Origin of the sequence: Mesorhizobium sp. 113-1-2 (assembly GCF_016756475.1) — a bacterium.
GTDB classification, from domain to species: Bacteria; Pseudomonadota; Alphaproteobacteria; order Rhizobiales; family Rhizobiaceae; genus Mesorhizobium; species Mesorhizobium loti_C.
This window is the reverse complement of sequence record NZ_AP023242.1, coordinates 1,430,122-1,444,435: the sequence shown is the minus strand read 5'-3', so window position 1 is coordinate 1,444,435 and position 14,314 is coordinate 1,430,122. Positions and strand designations below refer to the sequence as shown.

Genomic DNA, 14,314 nt, shown 5'->3' with positions numbered 1-14,314 from the left:
ACTGGTCTGGAGGGAAGGCGTCAGTGCCTGAATAACCCAGAATTGCGTTTCGGGCGACTGCAAATCCGGACCGGTTGCCGAACACCCGCCAATGTCCGGCTCGTGCCTATCGCCGCGCCGAGACCAGCAGGAACATCGGCCGCTCGAGTTCTTCCGCCAGTTCCGGCCTGGCCGTGATCTGGGCGTCCGTCGGACAGAATTCCTCGACATGCCCGATGGTGAAACCGGACCGGATCAGCGCGTTCAGCGTGGTGCCGATGGTGCGGTGGTGTTTCACCACGCCCTTGGCCAGCCAGTCGGTCCTGCGCGGACCTTCCACCAGATACCGGTCTACAGGCCATGTCCTGCGGCCTTCGGCATCGACCGCCCAGCTGGGCCTGGTCGGAGCCATGTAGATCGGATGTTCCGTCGAGAAGACGAAATGCCCGCCCGGCGACAAGGCCTGATGCACCGTCCTGAACAGGCGCGCGACGTCCTCGACATAGTGCAGCGCAAGCGAGCTGTAGGCGAGATCGAAGCTGGCTCGCGGCAGGCTGAGCTGGTCAAGGTCGGCTCGCTCATAGATGATGCCTGCGTCCGGGCCGGCCGCCCTCGCCCGGCCCAGCATGTTCTCCGACAGGTCCAGCCCAAGGACGTGGCTCGCCCCGTGCTCATGCGCCCAGCGGCAGAACCAGCCGAAGCCGCAGCCGAGGTCGACGATGCGCAAACCGCCGACTTCAGGCAGTATCGCCCGCAGCGCCGGCCATTCGGCGGCACCGTCCAGGCCTTCGATCGACCGGCCAAGCTGGCTGTAGCCCGCGAAGAAATCCGGCTGGTCATAGATATTCTGTGCCATGTCCGTCCTCGTCTCTCAGCCTATCATCTGACGAACTGACATTTGGTGGACTGGCCGCGCATTTCCACCATGGCCATGTGGAGTCAAGACGATGACGAAGTCCCGAGTGGCGGCGGCCGCCGCCGGATCGGTTGCGCCTTGATGATGGCGGTGCTTGTCTCGGCCTTATCGGCAATGCGGTCGAGAATGCCGTCGAGATCGCCGATCGAGCGCACGAACAGCCGCGCGACGAAACAATCATCACCCGTCACCTTGTCGCATTCGGCGAACTCGGCAATCTCCTCGATCAGCTTCTGGACGATATGCAGCTTGCCCGGCAGAGGCTTGATGCGCACGATCGCCTGCAAGGTGTAGCCGAGCGCCAGCGGATCGATCTCGACGGTGAACGCCCGGATGACGCCGCGCTCCTCGAGCCGCCGCAGCCGCTCCGAAACGCTCGGCGACGACAGCCCGACCTGGGCAGCCAGTTCCTTCAGCGAGGTCCGCGCATCCCTCACCAGGATTTCGAGGAGACTTCGGTCGAGATCGTCAAGCATTTCAGATTTCTCACAAATTCGCAGAAGTTACCTAATATAATTAGGCAATCTCTCCATACCGCCTTTTCCACGAGATGGAAAGTGTCCACATCGCATGAGATCATGTGCCCTCAACAGGTCCAGAGGTCTATCATGAACGATACGGTACGCGGCACGGTCGAAATGTCGGCCGCAATGGCGATCCTGGGAACGATCGGATGGTTCGTCATCATGTCCGGCCAGCCGATCATGGATGTGGTGTTCTGGCGCTGCGCGTTCGGCGCGGTGACGCTGCTGATTATCTGCGCTTGCCTCGGATTGCTGCGCAACAGGCTGTCCTTGCGCGTCATCGGTCTCGCCGCGCTTGGTGGTGCGGCCATCGTCATCAACTGGCTGCTCCTGTTCAGCGCCTTCTCGCGCGCTTCGATCTCGATCGCCACCGCCGTCTACAACACCCAGCCCTTCATGCTGGTCGGCTTCGGCGCGCTCTTCTTCGCCGAGCGGCTGACGCTGACCAAGCTGACCTGGCTGACAATCGCCTTCGCCGGCATGGTGCTGATCGTCGAGGCGGCCCCTGACGCCGGCGATGTCGGCACCAACTATTTTGCCGGCATCCTCATGGCGCTGGCGGCCGCCTTCTTCTGGGCCGTCGCGGCCATCGTCACCAAGAAACTCAAGGGCACACCGCCGCATCTGATCGCGCTGATCCAGGTCTGCGTCGGCGTCGTCATGCTGGCGCCCTTCGCCAACCTCGCGCATCTTCCGGCCGATGCATGGAGCTGGGCCATGCTGGCGACGCTCGGCATCGTCCACACCGGGCTGATGTACATATTGATGTACGGCGCCATCCAGAAGCTGCCGACGCATCTGCAGGGATCGCTGTCCTTCATCTATCCGGTCGTCGCCATCCTGGTCGATGTCGTGGCTTTCGGCCATCGGCTGCATCTCAGCCAGATCATCGGCGCCGCTTTGATCCTGACGGCGGCGGCCGGCATGAATCTCGGCTGGTCGCTGTGGAAGTCGAAAGTGCCGGCGTAGCCTCCTCGAATGTGGATGGCTGCGACGATACTTTCGAACCCATGATCTCGCGGCGGATAACGCGTTGCTGATTTGCGCGGCGATCGCCGTCCGTGCGATGTGGATGCGGGCACAAAGCAACGGGGTAAAGGCGTGGCGCTCGGATCTTTTCAGGGACGGCTGTTGCCCCGCGAACACATCGTTTGGAGCGGCATTCCCGCGCAAGGCCTGTTCTTCACCAGCCGGGATATGTTTCTCATTCCGTTCAGCCTGCTCTGGTGCGGTTTTGCAATTTTCTGGACCTATACCGCGGCAACGCAAGGTGCGCCGCTCTTCTTCGACGCATGGGGCGCAATGTTCATCTGCATCGGGCTCTTCTTCGTGTTTGGCAGATTTGCTGTCGACGCTTGGCTGAGACAGCGCATCTCCTATGCGGTCACCGACAAACGCATTCTCATCATGCGCACCGCGCCTTTCGCCACCTTCACATCGATCGATCTGGAGCGTCTTCCCGACATCCAGCTCACCGGCGAGGGCGAAAAGCGCGGCAGTTTGCGCTTCGGCGCAGCGGCATCGGTCTTCGGAAGTCCGGGCGGCTGGTCTCAATCGCGCTGTCGAAGTTTTGGCAGCTGGTCGCCGGCTCTCGACCCCGTGCCGCAGTTCCTTGGCATCGAGGACCCGTCGAAAGTCTTCGACATCGTCACGAAAGCCCGCAATGGTCTTCGCTCCACCTGATGTCGCCTGACAGCTGACGCCTGTTCAATTCCGGCAGTTTGCTCTATGCCGCAATCCAACCATCTTCGCCCGGCATAGGCGAAACCCGGGATTGAAGAACCATGAACGACGCCACACCCCCAAATCGCTGCCGCATCGTGCTGATCACTCCGCCCGGCGTGCCGGCCGCCCGCATCGCCACCGCATTCGACGGTGGCGACGTCGCTTCGCTGATCCTGCCCGAGAACGGCATGGACGAGGCCTCCTTCCAGGCCTTTGCCGAACAGATCGTGCCGGCGGCGCAGGCCGCGGGGGTGGCGGTCGTCATTGCCGGCGACACCCGCGTCGCGGGGCGTGTCCAGGCCGACGGCATCCATGTCGAGGTCTCCAAGGCCGAGCTTGCCGAGACGATCGAACATTTCCAGGCGAAAATGATGGTTGGCGCCGGCGGTGCCAAGACGCGGGACGATGCGCTCGAGCTTGGCGAGACGCGGCCCGACTACATCTTCTTCGGCCGCTTCGGCTACGACAACAAGCCCGAGCCGCATCCGCGCAACCTGTCGCTGGGACGATGGTGGGCCGACATGATCCAGATCCCCTGCATCGTCATGGCCGGGTCCGATCTGGCTTCCATCGAGGAAGTGGCGGCCACCGGCGCCGAATTCGTCGCGTTGTCGAGCGCAGTCTTCGCCGATGGCGTCGATCCGCAAGCGGCGATTGCCCGAGCCAACGCGCTGCTCGACGAAACCGCGCCACGCTTCGAGGACTGATGTGGTTCCGGTGAGGCTTCCCCTTCAGGCCTTGCTTGCAGCGGCCATGATTCAGGCCGCCGCCGCCGAAACCATACCCTTGCCGCAACCCAAGCCTGAAGCCGGCGTGCACACCGACAAGCCGATCGAAAACCAGCTGCCGCAACCCGCCACCACGGCGGAGCCCGCACCGCTGCCCTCGGCCGACAGCATCAATCCAGACCGTTTCGGGGCCAAGCCCGCGGACGCGGCCTATGGCGCCTTCCAGCGCGGGCTCTACAAGACGGCCTACAACCTGGCGCTGCCCCGCGCGCAAAACGGCGACCCGGCGGCGCAGACATTGGTGGCCGAAATCCTGTCGCGCGGGCTCGGCGTGCCGTTGAACGCGGCGGAGGCGGCAAAATGGTATGCTAGCGCTGCGGAGCAGGGCGTGCCGGAATCGCAGTTCCAGTATGCGCTGATGCTGCTCGACGGCCGTTACGTCAAGAAGGACACGAAGGAGGCCTACGCGCTGATGCAGGCGGCCGCCGAAGCCGGCAACCAGCTGGCGCAGTTCAATTTCGCGCAGATGCTGGTCCAGCAGGATCCCGGCGAGGCGGGTCTAGCCAAAGCAGCCGCCTATTATGAGCGCGCTGCCGCGACCGGTCTCGCCGACGCGCAATACGCCATGTCCCAGATCTACGCCAACGGCGTCGGAGGCAAGCCGCGCGACGATGTGCAGGCAAGGCGCTTTTTGGCGCAGGCGGCACGGCAGAACTACGATACCGCGCAGATCGATCTCGCCGCCTGGATGATCGAGGGCCGCGGCGGCGCCCGCGACCTGAAATCGGCGTTCGGCTGGACGAAGCAGGCTGCCGAGGGCGGCAATGTCGCCGCCCAGAACCGCCTGGCAAAGCTCTATATGCAAGGCATCGGCACCGACCCGGACCTGGTGCTCGCCGGCGCCTGGTATATCGTCGCCCGCCGCGCCGGTCTCATCGATCCCGACATGGACGATTTCCTGCAAGGGCTGGGCGACGACCAGACCAAGCAGGCTCTGCAGAAGGCGAACCGCCTGCCTTGATGGCGGCCCGTGCAGTCATTGCATGTGATCGAGGACGACCTTGCCAAATGGCGAGCCATGTTCGAGATGGTGAAAAGCCTCTTCTGCCTCCACCCAGGGAAAGACCCGATCGACCACCGGCCGCAGTCCGTTCACGAGGAGCGCCCGGTTCATCGCCTCGAAGGATTCGCGTGAACCGACCGGTATGCCGCGCGCCGTGACCTGGCGGCGAAAGATGTCGAGCGGATTGATCGACCCGTCGCTGCCGCCGAGATAGCCGATGACGTTGATCTGGGCGCCGCGCGCCGCGGCCTTCAACGATTGCTCGAAGCTTTGTGGTCCGCCGACTTCGATAATGTGGTCGGCCCCGCGTCCGCCGGTCAGCGTCAGCACCGCCGTCGCCCAGTCCGGATCGCTGCGGTAATTGATGCCGTCATGCGCTCCAAGCGCCTTTGCCCGCGTGAGCTTGTCGTCGCTGCTTGACGTGACGATGACACGTGCGCCGGCTACCGCGGCGAACTGCACCGCAAACAGCGAGACGCCGCCAGTGCCCAGGCTGAGCACCGTCTCGCCCGGCTTCAACTGGCCTTCCGTGAACAGCGCGTGCCAGGCCGTGACCGCGGCACAAGGCAATGTCGCCGCTTCGACATCGCTCAGATGTGGCGGCGCGAGCACGGCCGCCTGTTCGTCCAGCCGCGCGAATTCGCTGAGCAGACCATCGATGGGACCGCCGCGTTGATAGGACGGTTCGGCCATGGCAAAGCTGCCGCCGACCCAGCGCTGCCAGAACGTGCCACAGACGCGGTCGCCCACCTTGAAGCGGGTCACTTCGGCGCCAACCGCGACCACTTCGCCGACACCGTCCGAAAGCGGTATCAGCGGCAGCGCAAAGGCGGTGTGGTAACTGCCACGGGCGATCTCCACGTCACGGTAGTTGAGCGCGGTTGCCTTGACCCTGATGATCATCTCCTGGCGGCCTGGTTCCGGCATTGGCCGCTCGACCAATCTGAGATTGTCGATGCCGCCGGGCGCCTGCAATTCGATTGCCTGCATTGTCTTCCCTTTCCTTTTGGAGATCCGTCGAAAGGAAAATCGCTTGCCAGCATCGTGATTTCAAATTCATAATAATCAGAATGATTATGCACCTGGAGCATTTTCGGAATGCTGGAAGAATTGCGCACGCTTGTTCTCTTCGCCGAGGAAGGCTCGATCCAGAAAGTCGCGCAGCGTCTGCCGCTGACGCAGCCTGCCGTTACCCGGCAGATGCAGCGGCTGGAGGATATGCTCGCGACAACGCTTCTCGATCGCCGGCAGAAGCCGCCGCGCCTGACCGCGGCGGGATTGGAGGTGCTGGCGCGGGCAAAGGACATACTGGCTTCGGTCGAGGCTCTGAAAGCGTTCGCCGCCGACGCCGAGCCGCAAGGCGTGCTGCGTGTCGGCCTGGCGCATGGCTTGTCCGATGCCGGCGTTGCCGGCGCCATCGCCGGCGCGGCTGCTGCGTTTCCAAAAATATCGTTGCGGCTCAAGACCGGCTGGAGCGCGGAGCTCATCGACCAGTTCGAACGCGGCCAACTCGATATGGCGATCGTTCTGCGGCCTGCCGATCATCAAGGCTCGGAAGTGCTCGGCACCGAACGTCTCTGCGTCATAGCCCAGGCTGGCGGCACCGAACCCCATGTCACGAACGCTCGCATGCCTTGGGTTCTTAGCCCCGAACCTTGCGACGCGCGTCAGAGCCTCCTCGCCAATTTGGGCGGCGAACGGCATCGGCTTGTTGTGGCGGCGGAAATCCAGGACCCGGCGATGCAGATGGAATGGATACGTCGGGGACACGGCCTTGGCCTCATGCCGTTGCGGCTCGCGGCGCGCGGACTTCCCGACGGCCTCGCGCTTGTCGATGTCGACCTTTCATTGCAGGTCGTGGCACTGCGCTCCCCGCACCTCAACCGGCTGGCGATGGCCGCACAGGCCATAGCGAAGGCCGTCGGCGAAGCCATCAAGATCGAGGCCTGATGCCGGCGAGCCGGCTGGGCTCCGTCCGGCGTCCCTTGCCTCTCCTGGCGATTTGTGGTCTTGGGAGCCCCTAAATCGCTTGTCCCGGCGAAAATCTCATTCCGGATCCCATCATCATGGCCAAGATCAATGGCAACGAAATCCGTCCCGGCTACGTCATCGAGCACGATGGCGGCCTGTGGGTCGCGGTCAGGACCAACACCGTCAAGCCCGGCAAGGGCGGCGCGTATAACCAGGTCGAACTAAAGAACCTCATCAACGGCACCAAGCTCAATGAGCGCTTCCGCTCGGCCGAGACGGTCGAGCAGATCCGCCTCGACCTGAAGGATTTTTCCTTCCTCTACGAGCAGGACGACGCGCTGGTGTTCATGGACACCCAAAGCTACGAGCAGCTCGAACTGAACAAGGATTTCGTCGGCGACCGCGCCGCATTCCTGCAGGACGGCATGATGGTGACGGTTCAGCTCTATGAGGAGAGGCCGATCGGCATTTCGCTGCCCGATTATGTGACCCTGACCATCACCGAGGCCGACCCGGTGGTGAAGGGCCAGACGGCGGCATCCTCCTACAAGCCGGCGGTGCTGGAGAACGGCATCCGCGTACTGGTGCCGCCCTTCATCGGCGCCGGCGAACGCATCATCGTCGACACCAACGAAATCACTTACGTGCGCCGCGCGGACTGACACGCGGGCACAGGAAGACACACTATGGCACGCTCAGCCCTTCTCAACGTCATGGTCCAGGCCGCAATGAAGGCCGGCCGCTCGCTGTCGCGCGACTTCGGCGAGGTCCAGAACCTGCAGGTCTCGCTGAAAGGCCCGGGCGACTATGTCAGCCAGGCCGACCGCAAGGCCGAGGACATCTTGTTTGCCGAATTGTCGAAGGCACGTCCGGGCTATGGCTTCCTGATGGAAGAGCGCGGCGTGGTGGAAGGCGACGACAGCCAGCACCGCTGGATCGTCGATCCGCTCGACGGCACCACCAATTTCCTGCACGGCATTCCGCTTTTCGCCGTCTCGATCGCGCTGGAGCGCCAGGGCCAGATCGTCGCCGGTGTCATCTACAATCCGGCGATGGACGAACTCTATACGACCGAGCGCGGCGGCGGCGCCTTCATGAACGACCGCCGGTTGCGCGTCGCCGGCCGCATCAAGCTGGTCGACACGGTAATCGGCTGCGGCATGCCGCATCTGGGACGCGGCCACCACGGCAATTTCCTCGTCGAATTGCGCAACGTCATGGCCGAGGTTTCCGGCATCAGGCGGCTTGGCTCGGCCTCGCTCGATCTCGCCTATGTCGCCGCCGGCCGTATGGACGGCTTCTGGGAAACCGGCCTGTCGGCCTGGGACATCGCCGCCGGCCTGCTCTTGATCCGCGAAGCCGGCGGTTTCGTTTCCGATATGGATGGCGGACAAGACATGCTGGACAACGGCTCGGTCGTCGCCGGCAATGAGGTCATCCAGCGCGCACTGCTGAAGACGGTGAAAACGCCCCTGGCACCGCGCTGAACAGCCGCAGTCGCAAAACCGCCACCTAAGCTTGAAATACTGTCCGGCGGTTGCCCAGATATGGGGTGACGCAGGACGATCGATGACCAACACACCGCCGCAACTCGACATTCCGTTCATCGGGCGCTGGCACTATTCGCGCGCCGAGTTGATCGCCGACGGTATCGTCCATGCTGTCGGCATCGTGTTGGCGATCGCGGCCGGTTCGGCACTGCTGGCGCTGGCGGCGTTTCGGGTCGGGCCGGGCGAATACATCGCCGCCACGTTCTATGTCGTTTCGCTGCTTACGGTTCTGTCGGTGTCGCTGGCCTACAATCTGTGGCCGGTGTCCTCCCCGGCTAAATGGGTTCTGCGGCGTTTCGATCACGCCGCGATCTATCTCTTGATCGCCGCCACCTACACGCCCTTTCTCGCCCAGCTCGACGCTTCGCCGCTGGCCCGCTGGATGATCGTGCTGGTCTGGATCGCGGCGGCGGCAGGCATCGCCATCAAAGTGTTCTTCCCCGGCCGCTTCGACCGGCTGGCTGTGGTCTTCTACCTCGCCATCGGCTGGAGTGGCATCGTCCTGGTCAAGCCGCTCGTCGAGACGCTGCCGACGACCTCGATCGTGCTCATCGTCGCCGGTGGCATCGTCTATTCCTGCGGCGTCATTTTCTTCGCCTGGAAGGGACTGCGCTTCCACAACGCGCTGTGGCACGGCTTTGTCGTCACCGGCGCCGGCCTGCACCTGGCGGCCATGGTCGACTGCCTGGTCATCAACCGGCTCTGACTTGGCTTTCGATCGCCGATCGCACGAGCGGGCACAGGGGCCCCACGGCAATATTGCCAAGCGCCATTCAATTTGGTCACAATTCCGTTTAGAGTCGCCAACTACGTGATCGGCGGCGCTGGAGCAATTCCAGGGAAAGTGTGAGCGGTTTCCCGTTCGGAATTGCGTAAAGGCAAATAGAGCATCGGAAACGGGGCACGGATGGCTTTTCTCAGATCCTTCGGCATGGGCAGGCGCTCCGACGTTCTGATCTACGATCCGCATAAATTGTCGAGTCCGCAGGTCTTCCTGCTGACCATGGTCATCTTCCTGGCCATCGTCGCCTTTATTGCCGCCATCCTGACCCGCCAGATCTCGACGGCTTTCGTCACCAATCCCGGGCTCAACGGCCTGATCATCGGTGTGCTCGTGGTCGGCATCCTGCTCGCCTTCGCCCAGGTCGGGCGGCTGTTTCGCGAGGTGCGCTGGGTCAACTCCTTCCGCGCCGGCTCGGAGACGACAGAACCGGTGCTGCTGGCGCCGATGAAAGCCATGATCGGCCGCTCCTCGACCATGGCCTTCTCGACCTCCTCGATGCGCACCATGCTCGATTCCATCGCCACGCGCCTTGACGAGAGCCGCGACACCTCGCGCTACCTGGTCGGCCTCCTGGTGTTCCTCGGCCTGCTCGGCACCTTCTGGGGCCTGCTCAACACGATCGGCTCGATCCGCGAGACCATCGAATCGCTCGACCCCGGCACGGGTGATGCCGCGGCGGTGCTCGATTCGCTGAAGCAGGGGCTGTCGGCACCGCTGGCCGGCATGGGCACGGCCTTCTCCTCCTCGCTGTTCGGCCTGTCGGGCTCGCTCGTCCTCGGCTTCCTCGACCTGCAGGCGGGCCGCGCCCAGACGCGCTTCTACACCGAGCTTGAGAACTGGCTGTCCTCGGTCACGGATCTCTCCTCCGACATCGTCGTCTCCGATCCGGCCAAGACCGAATCTTCCGACGAGATTCGTGTGCTGTCGGAGCGGCTGCGCAGCATGCAGGAGAATGGCGGCGGCTCCAATCCGCGCGTCGCCACCGCCATGGCCAATCTCGCCGACGGCATTTCCGGCCTGGTCAAGAACATGCGCTCCGAGCAGCAGATCATGCGCGACTGGGTCGAGGCCCAGTCCGATGAGCAGAAGGCGATGCGCAACACGCTGGAAAAGATCGCCGACGCCCTGAAGAAGCCCGGGGTGCACTGACATGGCGCTTGCCAGGGGCCGGCGCACCGATCGCCGCATCGACTACTGGCCGGGCTTTGTCGACGCGCTGTCGACGCTGCTGCTCGCCATCATGTTTCTGCTCACCGTCTTCGTTCTGGCGCAGTTTCTGCTCGGCCGTGAAATCTCCGGCAAGGACACCGTTCTCAACCGGCTCAACTCGCAAATCAACGAACTGACCCAGCTGCTGGCACTGGAGCGCTCGACGGCACAGGACAAGGACGATTCGCTCGCCAATCTGCAGGCGTCGCTATCGGCGGCCGAGGCCGAGAAGAGCCGGCTCGAACAGTTGCTGGCGCAAGGTGCCGGCGCCGGCGATGCCGCCAACCAGCGGGCCGCGGTGTTGGGCGGCGAACTCGACAACCAGCGCCAGATCAGCCAGCAGGCGCTGAGCCAGGTCGAGATTCTCAACCAGCAGATCGCGGCACTGCGCAAGCAGATCGGCGCGCTCGAGGATGCGCTCAACGTGTCCGAGACCCGCGACCGCGATTCCAACACCAAAATCGCCGATCTCGGCCGCCGCCTAAACGTCGCCCTGGCGCAGCGCGTGCAGGAATTGAACCGCTACCGCTCCGACTTCTTCGGGCGCCTGCGCGAGATCCTCGCCGACCGCGAGAACATCCGCATCGTCGGCGACCGCTTCGTCTTCCAGTCGGAAGTGCTGTTCCCGACCGGCTCCGAGGTGATCAACGATGCCGGCAAGGTCGAAATGAAGAAGCTCGCCGACGCCATCATCGAACTGCAGAAGGAAATTCCGCCCGAGATCAACTGGGTGCTGCGCGTCGATGGCCACACCGACAACAAGCCGCTCTCCGGCACAGGCCGCTATCGCGACAATTGGGAGCTGTCGACGGCGCGTTCGACCTCGGTGGTCAAGTTCCTGATCGAGAACGGCGTGCCGGCCAACCGGCTGGTCGCCGCCGGCTTCGGCGAGTTCCAGCCGCTCGATCCCGCCGACACCGACGAGGCGCGCAACAAGAACCGCCGCATTGAACTGAAGCTCACCGAACGGTGATTCATCATCACGGAAAAGTCACGCGAACTTGTTCGTCGGCTCAACTCTAGGGCGCAGGCCGGAGCGGGCAAGGCCTGAAAAGATTATCTTTTTTTAATTACACTTCACGCCGAAGCGCTCCTAGCTTGCCGCGCAGGGCCGAGAACCGCCGGCGATGCCTCCCATCGCGACGCGACGGAACTGGACGACCCACGGCAGGGAGGCAGACGTAAGAACCGCTGCCTTTCTCTTCAGGAGGAGACGCGACGATGCGCTCTTTTAACCCCACGCTCAGAACTGCAGCACTGACCGCATTCTTCATCGCCATTCCGCTCGCCGGCGCCTATGCCGCGGGCCATCACAAGGGCGTTCTCGATGCCACCAACCCGACCGATTTGACGGGTCCGCGTGTCGAAGCCCTCATTGAACAGGCTCAAGGCGTCCGCCAGGGCATCGTCGACGCACGGCAGGCCAACAGCATCACCCCGACCGTGGCGGCACACCTGGAAATGCGCGCCGACCAGATCCGCCGGGCGGCCGAGAAGATTGCCGCGTCGGATCACGGCAGGATACCGGCCGCGCAGTATCATGACCTGCTGAGCCATCTCGACCGTGTCGACCAGCGCTTGATGATCTATACTGGCAGCGGTTTCCAGATGGGCGACGGCTCCGACGGAGGAAACTATCCGAACGGCTGAGCCTCTAAGGGCCCAAGAGGAAGGGACCATCTGGCGCCTTCGGGACCCCAATCCCGCGGGCGTCCTTTTTCCTCGCCTGTCCCGCTTGCCTACCAACCAAGCCAGACCGCGATCAGGGCGACCACCGCCGGCACGGTCTGGATGAACAGGATTTTGCGGCCGACCGTTGCCGCGCCGTAGAGGCCGGCAATCGCGACGCACAACAGGAAGAAAACTTTGACCTGAAAACCGGCGGCGCCGAGATAAAGCCCCCAGATCAGGCCGGCGGCGAGAAATCCGTTATAGAGGCCCTGATTGGCGGCCAGCACCTTCGAGGCATTGGCGAATTCCGGCGTCAGGCGGAATGTCTTGTGCCCGCGCGGCGTGTCCCACAGCACCATCTCGAGATAGACGATGTAGACATGGATCAAGGCCACCAGCCCGACCAGGATGTTGCCGATCATTTGCTCCCCCTTCACGCGTTACCGGCAGCATTTCATGTGTCGCATCGCCTGCGCAAGGCGCATCTGGCGGACGGTATCCAGAGCAATTCCAGGAAAAGTGTGAAGCGGTTTTCCCTTGGGAATTTGCGTCAAAACAAAGAGTCAGAGCAGGTTGCCGTTTCCGTGAAACGGTGAACTGCTCTGAGGGTTGCCAACGCTTTTGCGTTGGTGTCTTTTCGCGCCGTCCTCAATCACGGAAGCCGCCATGTCCTTTCAGAAACTCGACGACCTCGGCCACAAGCTCGAAGCGCTTGAGCATGCGCTGGCCATTCTCGGCGCCGATGAGGCGACGCATATGGCCGTCGGCGGCGGCGAGAAGCGTGCCGAGGCGATGGCGGCACTGGCCGGCATGTACCACACCAGGGCAACCGCACCGGAAATCGCCGACTGGATCACCGCCGCCGAAGGCGAGGCGCTCGACGACGAGCAACGCGCGGCTCTCGGCGAACTGCGGCGGCAATACACCAACCTGACCTGCCTGCCGGTCGAGTTCGTCGAACGCCAGACGACGGCGCGCATGCGGTGCGAGCAGCTGTGGCGCGACCTGCGCGCCAAGAACGATTGGGCGGGCTTCCAGCCGGCGCTCGAGGGCGTGGTGGCGCTGGTGCGCGAAGAGGCAGCTCTGCGCTCCGCCGTGCTCGGCCTCGCCCCCTACGATGCGCTGATGGAGCAATTCGACCCCGGCAACCGTACGGCGGACATCACCCCCGTCTTCGCGGAGCTGAAAGCCTTCCTCAAGGGATTCGTGCCGGAGGCGCTGGCGATCCAGGAAGCGCGGCTGCGCAAGCATCCGCTGAAGCCGCTTTCGGGCACCTATGCGATCGACAAGCAGCGCGAACTTGGCCTTGCCATGATGGCGGCGGTCGGTTTCGACCTGACGCACGGCTCACTGTCGGTGTCGCACCATCCCTTCTGCGGCGGCGTGCCCAGCGACGTGCGCATCACCACCCGCTACAAGACATCGGATTTCCTGTCGGCGCTGATGGGCGTGCTGCACGAGACCGGCCACGCGCTCTACGAGCAGAACCTGCCGAAGGCCTGGTCGCACTGGCCGCTCGGCAAGGCGCGCGGCATGGCCGTGCATGAAAGCCAGAGCCTGTTCGTCGAAAAGCAGGTCGGCCGCAATCCCGCCTTCTGGCGCTGGGCGCTGCCGGTGCTGGAAAGGCATCTTGGCGAGACCTGGTCGCTCGACGACCTCCTGCCGCATGTGCATCGCGTCGAGCGCGGCCTGATCCGCGTCGACGCCGACGAGGTGACCTATCCCCTGCATGTCATCCTGCGCTACGAGTTGGAGCAGGAGCTGGTCGCGGGCAGGCTGGAGGTGGCTGATCTTCCCGAAGCCTGGGACGCCAAGATGCGCGACTATCTCGGCCTCTCCACATTGGACAACCCGGCCGACGGGCCGATGCAGGACGTGCATTGGCCGGGCGCCGCCTTCGGCTACTTCCCGTCCTATACGCTGGGCGCGATGATGGCGGCGCAGCAATGGGCCGCTCTGACGCGGGAGCATCCCTCCGCCGACGACGATCTGGCGAAAGGGAATTTCACTGCCATCAACGACTGGCGCCGCAAGAAGATATGGTCGCAGGGATCGCGCTGGTCGACGCCGGAACTGCTCGAACGCGCCACCGGCGAAAAGCTCAACGCCGTGTATTTCGTCAATCACCTGAAGCAGCGCTACGGCGGATGAGATCGGCCATCGTGCCATCCCGATTTCGGTGACAAGCGGCAAC

16 protein-coding genes are annotated in these 14,314 nt (G+C 63.7%); 12 read left to right on the top strand and 4 right to left on the bottom strand.

All coding sequences use genetic code 11. From position 1 onward, the window contains the following. Positions 1–106: 106 nt before the first annotated feature. Positions 107–835 (bottom strand): class I SAM-dependent methyltransferase, encoded by a 729-nt coding sequence (locus JN279_RS06920; protein WP_202352384.1) that lies wholly within the window; start codon positions 833–835, stop codon positions 107–109. An 83-nt stretch (positions 836–918) separates the two neighbouring features. Continuing rightward, entirely contained in the window at positions 919–1,371 is a 453-nt protein-coding gene (locus JN279_RS06915; RefSeq protein ID WP_202352383.1) for an Lrp/AsnC family transcriptional regulator, read from the bottom strand. A 132-nt stretch (positions 1,372–1,503) separates the two neighbouring features. On the opposite strand from JN279_RS06915, the gene JN279_RS06910 reads away from it, so the two are divergent. The 4 genes from JN279_RS06910 to JN279_RS06895 all read left to right on the top strand — a co-directional run bounded on the left by JN279_RS06910 (position 1,504) and on the right by JN279_RS06895 (position 4,893). Further along, the gene (locus JN279_RS06910; RefSeq protein WP_202352382.1) at positions 1,504–2,388 is read left to right on the top strand and encodes a DMT family transporter; all 885 of its coding nucleotides are present in this window, start codon (positions 1,504–1,506) and stop codon (positions 2,386–2,388) included. 72 nt (positions 2,389–2,460) lie between these two features. Continuing rightward, on the top strand, positions 2,461–3,102 hold the full coding sequence (locus tag JN279_RS06905; RefSeq protein ID WP_202352381.1) for a PH domain-containing protein: 642 nt from the start codon (positions 2,461–2,463) through the stop codon (positions 3,100–3,102). Positions 3,103–3,203: 101 nt separating this feature from the next. Then, entirely contained in the window at positions 3,204–3,851 is a 648-nt protein-coding gene (locus tag JN279_RS06900; protein WP_202352380.1) for a thiamine phosphate synthase, read from the top strand. A 46-nt stretch (positions 3,852–3,897) separates the two neighbouring features. Beyond that, a complete protein-coding gene (locus JN279_RS06895; protein WP_446720396.1) occupies positions 3,898–4,893 on the top strand; it encodes a tetratricopeptide repeat protein in 996 nt (331 codons plus the stop codon). Between the two features lie 15 nt (positions 4,894–4,908). Here JN279_RS06895 and JN279_RS06890 read toward each other — a convergent pair whose 3' ends face one another. Then, the gene (locus tag JN279_RS06890; RefSeq protein WP_202352378.1) at positions 4,909–5,925 is read right to left on the bottom strand and encodes a zinc-dependent alcohol dehydrogenase family protein; all 1,017 of its coding nucleotides are present in this window, start codon (positions 5,923–5,925) and stop codon (positions 4,909–4,911) included. A 108-nt stretch (positions 5,926–6,033) separates the two neighbouring features. On the opposite strand from JN279_RS06890, the gene JN279_RS06885 reads away from it, so the two are divergent. From JN279_RS06885 to JN279_RS06855, 7 genes are all read left to right on the top strand, one after another. Continuing rightward, complete coding sequence (locus JN279_RS06885; RefSeq protein WP_202352377.1) at positions 6,034–6,885, top strand: LysR family transcriptional regulator; 852 nt, start codon at positions 6,034–6,036, stop codon at positions 6,883–6,885. A gap of 116 nt (positions 6,886–7,001) precedes the next feature. Continuing rightward, on the top strand, positions 7,002–7,568 hold the full coding sequence (efp, locus tag JN279_RS06880) for an elongation factor P (RefSeq protein ID WP_019861758.1): 567 nt from the start codon (positions 7,002–7,004) through the stop codon (positions 7,566–7,568). 24 nt (positions 7,569–7,592) lie between these two features. Then, entirely contained in the window at positions 7,593–8,393 is an 801-nt protein-coding gene (locus JN279_RS06875; protein WP_202352376.1) for an inositol monophosphatase family protein, read from the top strand. 82 nt (positions 8,394–8,475) lie between these two features. Continuing rightward, positions 8,476–9,162: a PAQR family membrane homeostasis protein TrhA gene (gene trhA, locus JN279_RS06870; protein ID WP_202352375.1), complete on the top strand. Its 687-nt coding sequence runs from the start codon at positions 8,476–8,478 to the stop codon at positions 9,160–9,162. 201 nt (positions 9,163–9,363) lie between these two features. Next, complete coding sequence (locus JN279_RS06865) at positions 9,364–10,389, top strand: MotA/TolQ/ExbB proton channel family protein (RefSeq protein WP_096451239.1); 1,026 nt, start codon at positions 9,364–9,366, stop codon at positions 10,387–10,389. Between the two features lies 1 nt (position 10,390). Continuing rightward, positions 10,391–11,422: a peptidoglycan -binding protein gene (locus JN279_RS06860; protein WP_095201131.1), complete on the top strand. Its 1,032-nt coding sequence runs from the start codon at positions 10,391–10,393 to the stop codon at positions 11,420–11,422. A gap of 248 nt (positions 11,423–11,670) precedes the next feature. After that, a complete protein-coding gene (locus JN279_RS06855) occupies positions 11,671–12,099 on the top strand; it encodes a hypothetical protein (protein WP_096451241.1) in 429 nt (142 codons plus the stop codon). A gap of 89 nt (positions 12,100–12,188) precedes the next feature. Here JN279_RS06855 and JN279_RS06850 read toward each other — a convergent pair whose 3' ends face one another. Continuing rightward, complete coding sequence (locus JN279_RS06850) at positions 12,189–12,542, bottom strand: DUF1304 domain-containing protein (RefSeq protein WP_096451243.1); 354 nt, start codon at positions 12,540–12,542, stop codon at positions 12,189–12,191. 244 nt (positions 12,543–12,786) lie between these two features. Here JN279_RS06850 and JN279_RS06845 point away from each other — a divergent pair, with 244 nt between their 5' ends. Continuing rightward, positions 12,787–14,271, top strand: coding sequence for a carboxypeptidase M32 (locus JN279_RS06845; protein ID WP_096451245.1), 1,485 nt, complete (start codon positions 12,787–12,789; stop codon positions 14,269–14,271). The last annotated feature ends 43 nt before the right edge of the window (positions 14,272–14,314 follow it).

Bases quoted from the DNA above. Each gene is read 5' to 3' on its own strand.
- JN279_RS06920 (WP_202352384.1), bottom strand. From the start codon at position 835: ATGGCACAGAATATCTATGACCAGCCGGATTTCTTCGCGGGCTACAGC.
- JN279_RS06915 (WP_202352383.1), bottom strand. From the start codon at position 1,371: ATGCTTGACGATCTCGACCGAAGTCTCCTCGAAATCCTGGTGAGGGAT.
- JN279_RS06910 (WP_202352382.1), top strand. From the start codon at position 1,504: ATGAACGATACGGTACGCGGCACGGTCGAAATGTCGGCCGCAATGGCG.
- JN279_RS06900 (WP_202352380.1), top strand. From the start codon at position 3,204: ATGAACGACGCCACACCCCCAAATCGCTGCCGCATCGTGCTGATCACT.
- JN279_RS06895 (WP_446720396.1), top strand. From the start codon at position 3,898: ATGATTCAGGCCGCCGCCGCCGAAACCATACCCTTGCCGCAACCCAAG.
- JN279_RS06890 (WP_202352378.1), bottom strand. From the start codon at position 5,925: ATGCAGGCAATCGAATTGCAGGCGCCCGGCGGCATCGACAATCTCAGA.
- JN279_RS06885 (WP_202352377.1), top strand. From the start codon at position 6,034: ATGCTGGAAGAATTGCGCACGCTTGTTCTCTTCGCCGAGGAAGGCTCG.
- efp (WP_019861758.1), top strand. From the start codon at position 7,002: ATGGCCAAGATCAATGGCAACGAAATCCGTCCCGGCTACGTCATCGAG.
- JN279_RS06875 (WP_202352376.1), top strand. From the start codon at position 7,593: ATGGCACGCTCAGCCCTTCTCAACGTCATGGTCCAGGCCGCAATGAAG.
- trhA (WP_202352375.1), top strand. From the start codon at position 8,476: ATGACCAACACACCGCCGCAACTCGACATTCCGTTCATCGGGCGCTGG.
- JN279_RS06865 (WP_096451239.1), top strand. From the start codon at position 9,364: ATGGCTTTTCTCAGATCCTTCGGCATGGGCAGGCGCTCCGACGTTCTG.
- JN279_RS06860 (WP_095201131.1), top strand. From the start codon at position 10,391: ATGGCGCTTGCCAGGGGCCGGCGCACCGATCGCCGCATCGACTACTGG.
- JN279_RS06855 (WP_096451241.1), top strand. From the start codon at position 11,671: ATGCGCTCTTTTAACCCCACGCTCAGAACTGCAGCACTGACCGCATTC.
- JN279_RS06850 (WP_096451243.1), bottom strand. From the start codon at position 12,542: ATGATCGGCAACATCCTGGTCGGGCTGGTGGCCTTGATCCATGTCTAC.
- JN279_RS06845 (WP_096451245.1), top strand. From the start codon at position 12,787: ATGTCCTTTCAGAAACTCGACGACCTCGGCCACAAGCTCGAAGCGCTT.